Source organism: Bifidobacterium sp. LH_491 (assembly GCF_056356495.1).
This window is the reverse complement of sequence record NZ_JBKEUI010000001.1, coordinates 828,019-842,651: the sequence shown is the minus strand read 5'-3', so window position 1 is coordinate 842,651 and position 14,633 is coordinate 828,019. Positions and strand designations below refer to the sequence as shown.

The 14,633-nt window shown below is 54.0% G+C and carries 12 protein-coding genes and 1 pseudogene; 4 read left to right on the top strand and 9 right to left on the bottom strand.

What is annotated here, in order from left to right; all coding sequences use genetic code 11:
- Nucleotides 1-80 precede the first annotated feature (80 nt).
- Nucleotides 81-1,985 (bottom strand): acyltransferase family protein, encoded by a 1,905-nt coding sequence (locus AC1AWK_RS03045; protein WP_476568021.1) that lies wholly within the window; start codon nucleotides 1,983-1,985, stop codon nucleotides 81-83.
- A 179-nt stretch (nucleotides 1,986-2,164) separates the two neighbouring features.
- On the opposite strand from AC1AWK_RS03045, the gene AC1AWK_RS03040 reads away from it, so the two are divergent.
- Together AC1AWK_RS03040 and AC1AWK_RS03035 are read left to right on the top strand one after the other, a co-directional pair.
- Entirely contained in the window at nucleotides 2,165-2,743 is a 579-nt protein-coding gene (locus AC1AWK_RS03040) for a xanthine phosphoribosyltransferase (protein WP_476568019.1), read from the top strand.
- 163 nt (nucleotides 2,744-2,906) lie between these two features.
- On the top strand, nucleotides 2,907-4,325 hold the full coding sequence (locus AC1AWK_RS03035; RefSeq protein ID WP_476568018.1) for a nucleobase:cation symporter-2 family protein: 1,419 nt from the start codon (nucleotides 2,907-2,909) through the stop codon (nucleotides 4,323-4,325).
- A gap of 83 nt (nucleotides 4,326-4,408) precedes the next feature.
- Here the strand turns inward: AC1AWK_RS03035 and AC1AWK_RS03030 are convergent, their stop codons facing one another.
- The 4 genes from AC1AWK_RS03030 to AC1AWK_RS03015 are packed head-to-tail and all read right to left on the bottom strand — an operon-like array spanning nucleotide 4,409 to nucleotide 6,659.
- Nucleotides 4,409-4,834 (bottom strand): arsenate reductase ArsC, encoded by a 426-nt coding sequence (locus tag AC1AWK_RS03030; RefSeq protein ID WP_476568016.1) that lies wholly within the window; start codon nucleotides 4,832-4,834, stop codon nucleotides 4,409-4,411.
- Nucleotides 4,831-5,208 carry a thioredoxin family protein gene (locus AC1AWK_RS03025; protein WP_476568014.1) on the bottom strand — a complete coding sequence of 126 codons (378 nt, stop codon included), beginning with the start codon at nucleotides 5,206-5,208 and terminating at the stop codon, nucleotides 4,831-4,833. Before AC1AWK_RS03025 ends, AC1AWK_RS03030 begins: the two co-directional genes overlap by 4 nt.
- Before the next feature lie 36 nt (nucleotides 5,209-5,244).
- Entirely contained in the window at nucleotides 5,245-6,237 is a 993-nt protein-coding gene (locus AC1AWK_RS03020) for a permease (RefSeq protein ID WP_476568012.1), read from the bottom strand.
- Nucleotides 6,237-6,659 carry an ArsR/SmtB family transcription factor gene (locus tag AC1AWK_RS03015; RefSeq protein ID WP_476568010.1) on the bottom strand — a complete coding sequence of 141 codons (423 nt, stop codon included), beginning with the start codon at nucleotides 6,657-6,659 and terminating at the stop codon, nucleotides 6,237-6,239. Before AC1AWK_RS03015 ends, AC1AWK_RS03020 begins: the two co-directional genes overlap by 1 nt.
- 240 nt (nucleotides 6,660-6,899) lie before the next feature.
- On the opposite strand from AC1AWK_RS03015, the gene AC1AWK_RS03010 reads away from it, so the two are divergent.
- Complete coding sequence (locus AC1AWK_RS03010) at nucleotides 6,900-7,241, top strand: nucleotide pyrophosphohydrolase (protein WP_476568008.1); 342 nt, start codon at nucleotides 6,900-6,902, stop codon at nucleotides 7,239-7,241.
- Complete coding sequence (locus AC1AWK_RS03005) at nucleotides 7,238-8,968, top strand: DNA/RNA helicase domain-containing protein (RefSeq protein ID WP_476568006.1); 1,731 nt, start codon at nucleotides 7,238-7,240, stop codon at nucleotides 8,966-8,968. The genes AC1AWK_RS03010 and AC1AWK_RS03005 overlap by 4 nt, the downstream gene beginning before the upstream one ends.
- 228 nt (nucleotides 8,969-9,196) lie before the next feature.
- Here AC1AWK_RS03005 and AC1AWK_RS03000 read toward each other — a convergent pair whose 3' ends face one another.
- The 4 genes and pseudogenes from AC1AWK_RS03000 to AC1AWK_RS02985 form a co-directional block, all read right to left on the bottom strand.
- Nucleotides 9,197-9,319, bottom strand: a complete 123-nt coding sequence (locus tag AC1AWK_RS03000; protein WP_476568004.1) for a hypothetical protein — start codon at nucleotides 9,317-9,319, stop codon at nucleotides 9,197-9,199.
- Nucleotides 9,320-9,968: 649 nt separating this feature from the next.
- Nucleotides 9,969-10,733, bottom strand: a complete 765-nt coding sequence (locus AC1AWK_RS02995; RefSeq protein WP_476568002.1) for an ATP-binding domain-containing protein — start codon at nucleotides 10,731-10,733, stop codon at nucleotides 9,969-9,971.
- A 92-nt stretch (nucleotides 10,734-10,825) separates the two neighbouring features.
- Nucleotides 10,826-12,697: an AAA family ATPase gene (locus AC1AWK_RS02990; protein ID WP_476568000.1), complete on the bottom strand. Its 1,872-nt coding sequence runs from the start codon at nucleotides 12,695-12,697 to the stop codon at nucleotides 10,826-10,828.
- Between the two features lie 484 nt (nucleotides 12,698-13,181).
- Nucleotides 13,182-14,321: pseudogene (locus AC1AWK_RS02985) on the bottom strand (IS1249 family transposase).
- Nucleotides 14,322-14,633: the final 312 nt, after the last annotated feature.

Below are 14,633 nucleotides of genomic sequence, written 5' to 3'. Positions count from 1 at the left end.
CTCACGTCCTGTGTTGCGCCGGCGCCTTGTCGGGTCAACAATCGAAGTCCAGTTCTACCATAGCCGCGCGAACGAAACGGCTAGCCCACCTGCTGCGCCGCGATCCATGTGGTCATCGCATCCTTCACGCTCGCCGCATACAAATCGACGCCAGGGCCGGGAATCATCGGATGAATGCCGTCGTCGCCCAACCATTCGGGATGCGCGCCGATCGCCCCGTCCCAATCCACCAGCATGGACGTCGTCGGATGCGACTGCACGTAGGCTGCGGCCGCCTGGTTGGCACCGGGGATCCAACTACGGTCGCCATGCGCGTTGACGATCACCAACACATGCCCGTCTCCGGCGGCGGCCGCGATGGCGTCGAAGTCCGCCTGGGACACCGTTCCGTTCGTATTGAGTCCCACAATTACGAATTTACGAAGCTGGCCTTGCGCCTTCAACGATTCCACGATGCCGGGCGCGGCGGCGATATGACGCGATACCTGCGCGTCGATGACGATGCCGGGCAATGCCGCCTGCAACGCGTTGGAAGCCCCCACCATCACCGAATCGCCGATGGCACTAACCTGATCGCCGGTAAGCGTGCGCTCCGCCTCGCGTTTCGCCTTGGCACGCGCCTGCTGCAACTGCCGTTCACGCTCCTGCGCTTCGGCCTTGGCACGGGCATCCTGCTGACGCTGGGTGCTCTGCGCATTCAACGCTGCCTGGTTGCGTTGCAATGCTTCCTGCAATGGTGACGTATTGGGCGCCACACGCAATCCATAGCCATACCCGATCACCATGAACACCACCACGAACACGGCGATGACGCCCCGCAACTGCAAGGCCGCAACCTGACGAAGCAAGCACAAGCAGCGCATCTGTGCGGCCGCCCGCAAGCCCGATGGCACCTCGACGCTCCACGCCTCATACACCGCCTGGCGCACCGGACGCTCGACCCAATACCACGACAATACGGACGCCGCCAAGGTCACCAGGGCAGCAATCAGCCATAGCCGCCATACGCGGGCATCACGCCATGCAGGCAATGCCGCTTGCGTCAATACCCACACCGGCCAATGCCATAGATATATGCCATAGGAATAACGGCCCAACAACGCCAGTGGCTTCCAACGGAACAGGTCGGCCATCCAGGAGCCTGGCCATTCGCTGGCCACCACCATCACCATGGTGAGCAGCGACACCACTGGCAAGCCCACACGGAACATAACACCATCCGCGCCGACCCGCACTTCCATCACCATCAGCGCCACCAGGATGACGGTGGCGACCCACGGCATGATGCGCGCCGACCACGGATGGTGCAGGATGCGCCCGCACCGCGGCGACAATATGCGCCAGCTCCACGCCAACGCCAAACCCCACCACATGCTGAACGAATGCGTGTCGGTGCCGTAGTACACGCGGGTGGGATCGCTGCCAGGCCGATAGCACGCCGCCATCGCCACCGCACTGCACAGTCCCAACACCACCGGCACGGCAATGCGCTGCCGGCTGGGCACATACCGATAGGTGGCATCCACTACCACGGGCATCAACACAACGCACTGCACCATCAGCGCCACAAACCATAGGTGCTTCAACAATTGGGCGCTCACCGACGCGAAATAACTGCCTCCCGTGGCAATGCCATACCAGTTGGAGGTAAACGTCAGCGCGGCAACGCTTTGCCCACGCATGCCGACTATCGTATGGGCACCGATCAGCGCACCGACCAGGCACGTGAGCATCACCATAACCGCCAACGCGGGCCACAGGCGGGCGGCACGGCGCGCATACCAACGCCCCCAACGAATGCGCCCGTGAGCATCGATGTCGTTGAGCAAACTCCAGCCAAGCAGGAATCCGGAAAGCGTGAGCAAAATGTCCACGCCGATGAAACCGCCCGGCAGGAAACGCTGCGATACGTGGTAGAACACCACACCAAGCAACGCCAACCCTTTGATGCCGTCAACACTTACAAAACGCCTTGCGTTTTGCATAACCGATTACCTCCGCACACGCACCCGACAAGCCCGTACCATCCTAGCGGTTTTGTGTCGCTGACGGTATCGGCGCGTCCAGTCATCTACCCCGCGTATGCTTACCATTCATACACACATAACGGCCTGTCCATCGCGGACGGCCGTTCATTCGTTCCATACATAAAAGAGGTCGATCCATGAAGGAACTCGAAGAACGCATTCGTCGTGAAGGCACCGTCAAGCCCGGCAACGTCCTCAAGGTGGACGCCTTCCTCAACCATCAATGCGACGTAGCGTTGTTCGACCGCATGGGTCAGCAGTGGGCCCAGCATTTCGCCGACAAGGACATCACCAAGATCCTGACCATCGAAGCCTCCGGCATCGGCATCGCCTGCATGGCGGCCCATCATTTCGGCGATGTGCCGGTGGTGTTCGCCAAGAAGGCGCAGTCCATCAACCTGGACGGCGACCAGTACGTCGCCACCGTGTATTCGTTCACCAAGCAGCGCGAGTTTCCGGTCATTGTCTCCCGCAAATATCTAGGCCCGGAAGACCATGTGCTCATTTTGGACGACTTCCTCGCCAACGGCAAGGCATTGCGTGGCCTGATCGACATTTGCGAACATGCCGGAGCGACCATCGAAGGCATTGGCATCGCCGTAGAAAAAGGCTTCCAGGGCGGTGGCGACGCGTTGCGCGACGAAGGGTATGACGTCGACTCGCTGGCCATTGTCGAATCGATGGATCCCACGACGGGCAGCATCACCTTCCGCTAGCGGTTGCCCGCACACCAATTGTGCGCGGCAACGGTCCCCGCGAAGCGCGAGCGTTTTGCGGATGCGTGGATAGCCGTCCCATGCCTGGGTTTGCCGCGCGGTCGACGCTTCGGCGCCGGCCATCATCCCAGTGACGGCATCCAAGAGAGAGGAACCCAGCAGCATGGGCAACCGCAATACCGCGAACACACGTAAACAAGGCGTGTCGTTCGCAGCCCTTAGCAGCCTCGACGCGCCTGTTTCGTTCTGGCGCGGCATCCCCTTTGGCCTACAGCATGTGATGGCCATGTTCGTCGCCAATCTGGCGCCGATTTTCATCGTGGCTTCGGCCGCAAAGATGACTGATCAGCAATCCGCCACCGTCATCCAGGCCGGTTTGCTGGTAGCAGGCTTGGGAACCTGCCTGCAGTTGTATGGTGCGTGGCGCATTGGTTCGCGTCTGCCGATGGTCACGGGCATTTCGTTTACGTACGTGGCTGCCGCGGTGGCGATTTGCGCGGACAAAGGCTACGGCGCCGTGGTGGGCGCCGTGCTGGTCGGCGGTTTGATCGAGCTGATCCTTGGTCTGACCGCACGCTATTGGCGTCGTTTCGTGCCGCCGATCGTATCTGCCATCGTGGTCACGTCCATTGGTTTTTCCCTGCTTACCGTGGGTGCGGAAAGCTTCGGCGGCGGTTCGGGGGCCAAGGATTTTGGTTCGTGGCAAAACCTTACGCTTGGTTTGATTTCCTTGGTCGCCTGCCTGGCGTTCCAACTGCTGATGAAGGGCACCGCCAAGCAGCTGTCCGTGCTGTTCGGCCTGGTGGTCGGCTATGTGGTGGCCATTGCGATGGGCAAGGTCGATTTCTCCGGGTTTGCGAACCTGCAGGTATTGTCCGTGCCGCAGTTCATGCCGTTCAAGCCGCAGTTCGACCCGGGTGCGATCATCTCTTTGGCGCTGCTGTACGTGGTGTCCTCCGTGGAAGTGTTGGGAGACACGGCCGCGCTGACCAAGGTGGGCCTGAACCGTCTGCCTACGGAGAAGGAAACCGCGGGCGCGATTGCCGGCGACGGTTTGATCTCCTCCGTGTCCGGCCTGTTCGGCTGCCTGCCATTGACCAGCTTTGCGCAGAACATCGGCCTGGTGGCCATCACCAAGGTCGTCAACCGCAAGGTTATTCTTTCCGGCGGTCTGATCCTGATTCTCGCCAGCTTCGTGCCGGCCATCGCCGAAGTGTTCAACTCCATGCCGCAGGCTGTGTTGGGCGGCTGCACCATCATGATGTTCGGCAACATCATCCTGTCTGGTTTCCAGATGATTTCCGAAGCCGGATACTCGCAGCGCAACATCACCATCGCGGCGCTCAGCCTGACCGTTGGCATCGGCTTTACGCAGGTGTCGAGCATTTTCGCGCACTTCCCCGCACTGTTCCAGTCGATTTTCGCCTCCAACTGCATCGCCGTGGCGTTCGTGGTGGCGGTTATCCTCAACGCGGTGCTGCCCAGCGAGGAACACTTCCTTGTCGCAGCGCCCGCGCAGAACACCGAAGATAGCGATGCGGATAGCGACGCGAGCGCCGACGCCATGCATTGCGCAGAGTAATTGTCAGTGCCGCACATAGCGTGCCAGTAGCATAATTACACGAGTGGCGACCGTTCCTCACCGGGACGGCCGCCACTTTCTTCTTACCGGACTGTCGGCGTAATAGGCTGGTCTTGCAAGCGATGTTTAAGATCCAGGATGTTGGTTTCAATACTCCGAATCACGTGCACGAACACATCATCAGACGCGCCGGTCGGATCGTCCAATCCCCAATCTTCCCGCATCCGGCAGGGAAGCATGGGGCATTGCACGTTGCACCCCATGGTGACGACCACGTCGACGGCAGGAAGCGCATCCAACGTTTTGCTGTACTGGGTCGCTTCCATATCGATGTTGTAATGCTGTTTCATCAGCCGCACGGCGTCAGGATTGATGCGTGGCTTGGTGCAGGTGCCGGCGGAGTAGCTCTCGAACACGTCGCCGGCCAACGCCTTCCCCAATGCTTCGGCGATTTGACTACGGCACGAATTATGCACGCATACAAACGCGACTTTCGGACGCACATTCATGAGCGTTCCACTTCCCGAACTATCACAGCACGCACCTCATCCACGCCTGGCACAAGACCTTGCGAGATCACTGCGCCATTTACCATCAAAGCCGGCGTGCGCATGACGCCGTACGCTGCAATGCGTGATACGTCGGTGACATGCGTGACGGTGCCGGCGATGCGACTCGATGCCAACGCCTCACGCGCGGTCGCTTCGAGTGTTTGACATTTGGCGCATCCCGTCCCCAATACCACGATTGAGACATTGCCGTCCTGGGTATCGGCAGATGCGTTCGCCTGGGATTGCACGGGACCATCACACGCGCACTGCGTTCCAGCACAGCACGATGACGCGGACTGCCCCTTGATGAGCTTGCGAAGCATATGAATCATGACGGTTCCTTTCTGTTGCATGGTTCTGACACGGTATTAGACAAGCCATTGCAGCCAATTGCATGCGTAGCCGATGACCATAATGCCAACAACGCATATGGCAAGGAATACGGCGAGCAAACGCCATCGCACAATGCGACGCAGCATAATCACGGACGGCAGCGACAGGGTGGTTACCGCCATCATGAACGCAATCACCGTACCCAATTGCGCACCTTTGTATAGCAACGATTCCGCGATCGGAATCGTACCGAATATGTCGGCGTACATGGGCGCTCCCACCAACGTCGCCAACGGCACGCCCCACGGATTATCGCTACCGAGCAATGACTGCACCCACTGTTGTGGAATCCAGTTGTGGATGATGGCTCCCAGCGCAACGCCGACAAGCACATAGACGATGACCTTACGCAGCGTTTCACGGACCTGCGCGGAAGCGTACTGCCACCGCTGCCGTTGGGTCAACGACTGTTCCTGTGCTTCGGCCGACATTGGCTCAAGCGCAAACGACGCAATCTGATCGTCCATGTGCAGCCGTTCGATCAGCGTGCCGCCGATGACAGCGAGCATTAAGCCAAGCACCACATACAGTATGGCAATATGGGCGCCGAATACGCTCATCAGCAGCATGACGCTGGCAAGATCGACCATGGGCGATGAAATCAGGAACGAAAACGTCACGCCCAGCGGCAGGCCGGCACGCGTGAACCCGATGAACAACGGGATGGACGAACATGAGCAGAACGGCGTGATGGTGCCAAGCAAGGCCCCCAGTATGTTGGCCCATATGCCATGTGCCTTGCCCAACAGCCGACGGCTTCGCTCCGGAGGCATATAGCTTTGCGCATAGGAGATCAACCCGATAAACACACATAGCAATACGCTGATTTTTATGACGTCATACAGGAAAAACTGTATGCTGGCACCGATCCGGCCAGTGATGTCGATCCCGATTGCCGAAAGCGCTCGGCCAATCAGTTCGTCCAGCCAGTGCATTCCCAGGAGCTGGTCTTCGATCCACGGCCACATCAGCACGCCTCCGAAGCGTTCACAGCGTGCGCCATGGCGATCAGGTGGCGGCCAAGCGCCTCCATGGCGGTGACGTTGAGCGAATAATGGCTCCATTTGCCCGCTTTGCGAGCGCGAACCAAACCTGCCTCACAAAGAATCTTCATATGATGTGACAGGGTTGGCTGCGTGAAATCGCATTGCTCAAGCAGCGCGCACCCGCAGCGCTCGCCATCAAGCAGCAGGGTGACCAGTTTCATGCGATTCGGGTCCGCCAAGGCTTTGCAGTACACGGCCGCCTCGGCACAGGTTAGCGGCAACGTATTGCATGCGGGACCTTCGGTCAGCGCAGCATCATCATTGCAGCTCTCGTGTACGCCAACCATGACGCACACCTCCCCCGTTCTCGATATGCCATTATGCATGTCGCAGCTCTCAGCCATACCCCATCCGCCTTTCGCATTCAAGATCACATATCATATCGACGATTATCTATGTATCATCAGCATACCAAGACATATTGATGTTTGTCAATATGTAGAGGCGGAACCGCACGGCATGCCGCCCACCACGCATCTGGCACACACATCAATGCATGAACACGAAAGTTACCCAAAACGTGGATACAATATGTCCTAGCGCACAACAATTCATCATTGTTACGGTCGTCTGGAGGATATCTCGTGAACAGTCTCAGCGAAGATAGTATCGTCCGCATCCTTCGTTTCAGAGACGAACGCGAATGGAAGCAATTTCACAGCCCCAAAGATCTCGCCATCTCCATCAATCTTGAGGCCGCCGAACTATTGGAGCTTTTCCAATGGTCGGCTTCCAACACTTCCGCAGAGGGTAAAACGCAAGAACTCAGCGAAGAACTAGCTGATGTTTTGATTTACAGCGTAATGTTGGCCGATTACGTCGGCTTGGACCTTAACGACATCGTGCAACGTAAACTCGAGCGCAACGCGAAGAAATACCCGATCGAACAAGCACACGGCAACGCAAGAAAGTACACCACGCTATGATAACCATTCCCACGCACGAAACAGCACCGGAACCAAGCGGCGCTCCCTTCCACATCGATCAGTGCCCGTTCCATTATGGCCAAGGCATCAACCCGGCAGATTCTGATTTGCCGGACGATCGTATCTATAACTGGCCTATGGTGTATATCCTCGCCAATAAAACCAGCGCATACGTGGGACAAACCACAAGCATCGCATCCCGCATGAGCCAGCATGGTGCCAATGAAGAAAAGAAAGACTTCGACACTGCCAACATCATCTACAACGAAGAGTTCAACGCTTCGGTAATTACCGGTTACGAACATGAGCTCATCGAATACATGCACGCCGATGGCAAATACCGTTTAACCAACAAAAACAATGGTATGACGGATTCGAACTACTTCGGAAAATCCGAATATGCCAAGATGTTCAACGATCTGTGGGAACAGCTGCGTTCCATGGATCTCGCCGATCGAACACTTAGCGAAATCGAAGAGTCCGAGGTCTTCAAATATTCCCCGTTCAAACGGCTTACCATCGATCAGAGCATTGCCTTGGACGAAATCCTATTCGCCATCGAAAACGGGCTCGACAAAGCACAACCCATCGTCGTTCAAGGCATGCCCGGCACCGGCAAAACCATTCTTGCCATTTATTTGCTGAAAAGACTCAAAGATGACCCACGCTATGCAGGAATGAACATCAAGATCGTTCAACCAATTACCTCGCTACGCACCACGCTACAACACACACTGTCCTCCGTCAGCGGGCTTAAACCATCCGACGTCATCGCTCCCGCCGATTTATGCAAACCAAAATACGGATATCGGCCCGGTGAAAAGTCATTCGACATCGTGCTCGTAGACGAGGCTCATAAACTCAAGCGTCGCGTCAATTTGGGTACACAATATGGAAACTTTGACACAGTCAATGAAAAGCTTGGCCTTCCACAAGGATCCAGCCAACTCGATTGGATACTTGACCAAGCCAAACTGCCCATCTTCTTCTACGACCCACTGCAAAACATCGGCCCCTCGTGCGTGGAAAAAGCCACTGTCGAACAAGTGCTCGAGCCGACGCTCAACCCACCAATTCAACTGCAAACGCAAATGCGCGTGCAAGGAGGCCATGAATATCTGCAGTACATTCAAGGGCTACTCAACGGCACATGCGACGAACCACAACAATTCGACAACTACGACTTTGTACTTCACGAAGATTTCGCGGACTTTGTCCAATCATTCAACACCACGCTCGAACGACACAATCTTAGCCGTATGGTTGCCGGATACGCCTGGAAGTGGAAAACCAAAAAAGATAAAAGGCCCAACGCTTTCGATATTGAAATAGACGATATTAAACTGCGTTGGAACAACACCTACAACAATTGGGTTATCCGTGGTGTCGATAACGATGCCATCGCGCACGAAGTTGGCTGCGTGCACTCAATCCAAGGCTACGATCTCAGCTACACCTATACCATTATCGGCGCCGATTGCATCTATGATGCCTCGACCGGTTCAGTAGTCGCCAACAAAAGCAGCTATTACGATCGCAATGGTTGGGCGACGGCTTCTCCGGAAGAACTCACTCAGTACATCAAAAACATCTACTACGTACTGCTCACCCGAGGCATACTCGGCACACATATTTATGTGGTTGATCCGGCACTACGCGAATACCTGAAGCGCTACATCCCGTCACACGGAGGAAAGAATCATTCTTCAGCGATAACACTGAGGTGAAATACCATTAGCGACATAGGGATGTTGGTACAAAAGTTTCTTCCGCACCAACAGTTTTCAGTCTCGACGAATAATCGATTCGGTATCCTCCGATAACCGGTTTTGGCGTCTTCGGTATTCATCGCAATAGATTTGCATCTCTGCACATTGATATGTGGGCTGTGCGCCTTGCACGAGGCCCCCACACTCTACCCACTACGCAATGCCAACGCAACGCCAACGCTACAGCTATGCGAGTTTCATGTATATCAGCGGATAGGGGTTGCCTTGGCCGTCGGTGGCGGTTCGCTTGTAGGCGACGAATCCCATGTGTTCGTAGAACCGCCGCGCCTGCGGGTTCTGCTCGTTCACGGTCAACCGCTCCACGCCATACCGCTCGATGCCCCAGCGCAGCAGTCGCCCCGCCCAAACCTTTGCCTTGCGCTTCGTGCGCGACGAACAGCATCTCGAACATGCCCGCCTCCGCTCCCATGAATGCCACGGGCTCGCCCACCGCGTTTTCGGCAACCACCAAACGCTCCACACCATGCAACGCCTGCGGCACATACTGTTTGATACGCAGCACCTCCGCGTCGGTAAGAAAACCATGAGTCGAACGACCGACCGCTCCCACACGCGCACCAGCCCGTCCACCAAACCCTGCGGACGATGCGCCCGATCCACCTCGGCAAGCGCCACGGCTCGCGCAGGGGTCGAAAGCCCCGCAAAACCGCTAAAGCCCGCACCTCCAACAGTTCCACCGACGGCCTCACCCATATTCAGCACATCCATCAAGACACTCTGTCCCAAAATTCCAACATGAACGGCAATATGACATGTACCAGAAACATAGATTCCATGCTCGTTCGAAAACAAGAAACTGAGTGATCCGCACAGATTTTGCATGCCCTGATTCAATTTTTAACTCGGAAATATTTGGATTGCAATTTATCTCAGTTTGAGCTCCTTGCATCAATATATACATAGCAAGGAGCTCAAAATTAGTGAAGCTGATTTCCACTCATATATTCACATCCGCCTTCACCATGTTCTGAAATGTTTTTCGACTCTTCAGGAGGTTCATCTCTTTTCTATAGTCAGTAGGAGAAAAACTATTGACGACGTTATATTCCGCCTCAGGACTCCAATAAATTGAAAGGTATTTTCTTGCTCTTGTGATTGCTGTATAGAAAACGTTATGAGTGATTCGTTTCTCCACATCTTTTGTAACGACGATTTTTACCGAGTCATACTCAAGACCCTGCGCTTTGTGGATGGAAACAGCATAGGCAACTTGGAAAGGCACTATAGAGGATTGGGAGGATTCGTCTTCACTGTCTTCGTCGAATGCTGTAATCTCAAACTCCAATTGCGTAGTGCCTTCTTTCGCACTTCCGACAATACGTAAGCCATCAACTTGCATTACATCAACATCATCCAAAGGTACTTCAGCCTCAACCCCGACCCTGAGCGTTTCGGCATCAATACGTTCAAGATCAGTAATTTTCCCCTTTAGATTGTTATATAGAACAGGTGCAAACCTATTCGATTCGTTAAAAAGTATCGGATCCCCGATTTTATAAGTTTTAAGACCCCAATCGACCGCTTTGCCTTTGTTCTCAGATTGCAGCATCCTGTTGATGTTATTAATGCCATACAAACCATCATAGTTCGGGCATAAAATTATCTCATCGCCGGAAGACGGTTTGAAAAGATCTGCACTTAACCTTTTTGAAAAGCCCGAGGAAGCCAGCTTTTCGGAAATGTTGCATTCGACCGAACGCACGGACTTCCATAACTCTACGAGGGCAACGTTCTTCGCTCTCCGAGATTCTTCCAACCTAAAAACGAAATGTTCATCACGCCATAAATCATTCGCTATGCTAAACCAGTTCCCAAGTCGAATAGCTTCAATTTGACAGTTATCTCCGACAAGCAGCAACAACTTAAAATCTCTCGTTGACAATATTCTTCATTGCTTACTGTACTACATTCATCAATTATCAAAAGATCAATGTCCTCTAAGCACGATGGCCGCAAATACTTTGTAATTGTCATACATTCACAATTATCATCGTTGATCCTTAGGCGTAAATTCTCCACTGCCGGATTTGTATTAGCGATTGCAACTTTATGAAATCCAGTAAATATACTGCAAATACTATTAATCAAAGTAGTTTTCCCCGTACCAGCAGAACCATAGAGCAGAGCAACATCGCTATTCACAAATATTTGCGAAATAATTTCTTTTTTCTTGTCGTCATCAAGATTCTGCATCACCGCATCAATTTTTTTGCTTGATGCGACTTGACGCGACACCGCCCCGCTGTTCGACAGCTTTGTCAGTTCGTTTACGATAGCTACAAGGTCTTCTTCTGCCGACGCGAAAAAAACTTGATGATGTTCATGTTTTAGCTTCCGATTTAAATGTTTGCGGTACAGACCACTATTGTATTTATCTATCAAATTATCCAAATCCCCAAATGAGCTAAACTCTTTGTCGCTTATGAAAATTTTTCCCCTCGCCTCTTCTTTATTTCTAACAGATCTCGCAAGAAGATTATCTTCATACGATTCTGTGCTAATACATCCAGCAAGATCCCAAAAAGAAGGAGAATGTTTAATAAGAGAAGTGCAATATGGCTGAGAGTCAAAAGGTATACAGCCATATTCAAGCCGCATACCACTTAACTTTATGTTTTTCTTTTGACTCAACTGGTCTGCAATAACTTTGTTTCGAGGACGAAATAGAAGGTAAGATAGAACATTGGACCCCGGGGCCCCCTTACTCAATATTTCGCGAGACTTGACAAGAAGCTCACTAATCCCTCGATTTCCACAGGCGGCACTCAACTGCGTCGCAAGCTGCGTAAATTCAGAATCTGGAAGCATACTAAGATCCACCAGACTCTTCTGAGTGGCGGTTAAAAGCGACATAAGTCGTTTGTAGCTACTTAGCTTACCAGTAACCTTTTCAGTACTACCGAGAATTTGCAATAACTTGTTTATCTCACATGGCCTGATGGATGTACGCCAGCTAACAATCACCAGTATTGGGAGAATCTTGCTGAAAACAGAAATCTCGTCATTCTCAATAGAAAGAACAACGGAATAATTTGTAGGAATACGCTCAAGCGAAAAAGCTATAATATGGTCAAACTTGCTGGTGAAGTTTGTTGCCGGAACTAATGAATACTCATAAAAGACCTTCTCTCTCGCATATACAGCTTTACGGGAGTGGATATAAAAACGTTCACTATTATTCGAGCTATATGAACTCAACCCATAGACCCGAATTTTTTCGTAAATCTTCTCGTAATACTTACAAAGCCCAGGATCATTTTCCCATTTAATCGCATCAAGACCCGAAAGAATATCGAGTTTTAACTTCTCTTTTGAAATAGCACGAGCCTGTACTAAATACTCCCTGTATTTTAGGAATAATCTGTGAGATCCATCCAAAGTTTGCACGTAATGAGATACCGACTCCTGCAACAATTTATGGAACTCGTAAAGAAATTGCATATAAGATTTATATCCAACTCTTTTGTTAAATACCGACTGTATGGTTTTGTAACCATTGTCAAAATCTTTATCCCCGTAGACCAATGCCACAGTAAGATGCTCGGTTAAATGACGGAGCTGCGCAAGCACATCCTGCGAAATCTCATCTATGGAATCGTCTGACGTAAGGTGACGCACAATTACTTCGTTGGCTTTTTGGAGTTCATATAATGGATTATACAACATTGCCCCCTATATCTTCTCAGAATTCCTGTACACACATTCCTTCAGAGCATTTTTTCTTCCTGCACTTTTCAACATCTAAAATCGAAAATTTTAATCGTTTCCTATCGAGCATTAAGTATAGTACAACGTATCCCCAATCCGCGGTTGATGAATTTGCCCCTCAAAAACATTATCACGTTTTAAAGCAATTAACTACACCCCGTTTGCCGGACTTGGTTTATTAGGATGCAGATATATATATCCAGTCACGCCGGAGTTCCCGCGTTAGTCAGTTTTAGTTTGGTCAGCTTGCGACGCCACCCCTGCAAAGTTACCAATCCGCATCGGTGGCATGCGCCCCTGCCGGAAAGACTCGACAGGAACTTTGGAAAATCTCGCGTTTCGAATATGGCGAAAGCAACGGTCTCCCCTAAGCCTACTAACAGTACTCAACCCTGGGGCTCTTTATTGGGTTATAGGCCAAAAAGTGTGTCTGGCGGTGGGGCTAGTCGATGGCGTCCGGGTATCTGATCTGGGTGTGGAATTCGTTCCAGTCGATGCCGGTGCCGTACCGGTTGGGAATGCCGAACGTCTCGTACGCGCCCTGCGGGCCGCGTTCCCATGCCAGTCGGTAGAGTTCCTCGATCCGCCGGTCGCTGACCGCGTTGTCCGCCAGCCATGACGCGGGCCCGGGACGCCGGGTGTGTTGGTGGGCGCCACCAGCGGATCGCCTTGATCTGGCGGATCGTGCGCAGCACCCTGTGGCGGCGGAGCATGTCGCGGATGCGGTTGTTCCATGATTCGATCCGGTTGTTCGTCGCGGGTATCGGTTCGGCGCACCCGTCGGGCGGCCGCAGGAACGTGAACGGATGGCATTCGCGGATGCGTCTGCGGATCATCCGCCTCGCCTTGACCAGACGCCGGTGCCGGTCCCACGGTGCCGTCCGCGTAAGTGCTTTTCTCGTCGAGGAACGCGGCGTGCGCCCGCTCCCACCGGTCGTAGGAGACCAGCCATGCCCGCGCGGCGTCCTCGTCCGTAACCCGGCTCAGGGCGACGGCGATCTCGCGCAGCCGCCTGCCCGCCTCGAGCCTTGGCCTCGCCCCGGTCAGACGCGTGATGTTCATGCACGCGTGGAACAGGCATCGGCCGCGCCTCGGTCTGCGGCCAGTGGGCGCGCAGAGCCTTCAGGACGCCCCCGCCGCCGTCGACCACCACCGCCAGGGGCGGGGCGATCCTGGACATGAGATGGCCCCACGCGGCCGCGGTCTCGCTTCTGGCGACGTACCAGCCGACCACGTGCCCGCCGGCGGCCGCGACCGACACCACCGCCCGACGGTGCACATGGATGCCGTCCAGATGCACCACGTCGAAGACCTCGTCGACCAGCGGGACCGGCGGCCACAGGCTCCACAACAGCTCGTTGCGCCGCCGCAGCGTGCGCGCCGAGAGCGCGTGCTCCTCCTGGCTTTCCTTGGACAGCAGCCAGTCCAGTGACGTGCGCAGGTCGGCGGCGCGCCGGTCGTAGCCGCGGGGCAGGGAGGCTCCGCAGTCCGGGTCCTTGCACCGCCAGCGCGTCCTGCCGGCTGAGGTCCTGCCGTTCTTCTTCATCGTCGCATGGCATCCGGGGCACGAAGGAATCCTCATACCGTTCAGACAACCACATTCAAACGCCCCTCGCACCTACTGCCGCAACGCGTCGGGACCCGTTCCGGACACACATTCTGGCCGTCCTCGAAAGTCCCCTCCGCCACATTCAAACCCACGAAAACCCTTGTCCCACAAGGCCTGGAAGACGATTTCAGACACACATTTTGGCTTATAACCCTCTTTATAATTCTCGGCAGGGCCCTAGGCCCTCATCAGCGCTACATCTACGAGCGACAACTGCATAAACGTAAATCTGCATGATCAAAACCTTAAAACCAATCAAACGAAAATATCATGCGATGAAACGAA

Excerpts from the sequence above, each read along its gene's own strand:
- AC1AWK_RS03045 (WP_476568021.1), bottom strand. The coding sequence starts at position 1,985 with ATGCAAAACGCAAGGCGTTTTGTAAGTGTTGACGGCATCAAAGGGTTG.
- AC1AWK_RS03040 (WP_476568019.1), top strand. The coding sequence starts at position 2,165 with ATGAAGGAACTCGAAGAACGCATTCGTCGTGAAGGCACCGTCAAGCCC.
- AC1AWK_RS03035 (WP_476568018.1), top strand. The coding sequence starts at position 2,907 with ATGGGCAACCGCAATACCGCGAACACACGTAAACAAGGCGTGTCGTTC.
- AC1AWK_RS03030 (WP_476568016.1), bottom strand. The coding sequence starts at position 4,834 with ATGAATGTGCGTCCGAAAGTCGCGTTTGTATGCGTGCATAATTCGTGC.
- AC1AWK_RS03025 (WP_476568014.1), bottom strand. The coding sequence starts at position 5,208 with ATGATTCATATGCTTCGCAAGCTCATCAAGGGGCAGTCCGCGTCATCG.
- AC1AWK_RS03020 (WP_476568012.1), bottom strand. The coding sequence starts at position 6,237 with ATGTGGCCGTGGATCGAAGACCAGCTCCTGGGAATGCACTGGCTGGAC.
- AC1AWK_RS03015 (WP_476568010.1), bottom strand. The coding sequence starts at position 6,659 with ATGGCTGAGAGCTGCGACATGCATAATGGCATATCGAGAACGGGGGAG.
- AC1AWK_RS03005 (WP_476568006.1), top strand. The coding sequence starts at position 7,238 with ATGATAACCATTCCCACGCACGAAACAGCACCGGAACCAAGCGGCGCT.
- AC1AWK_RS02990 (WP_476568000.1), bottom strand. The coding sequence starts at position 12,697 with ATGTTGTATAATCCATTATATGAACTCCAAAAAGCCAACGAAGTAATT.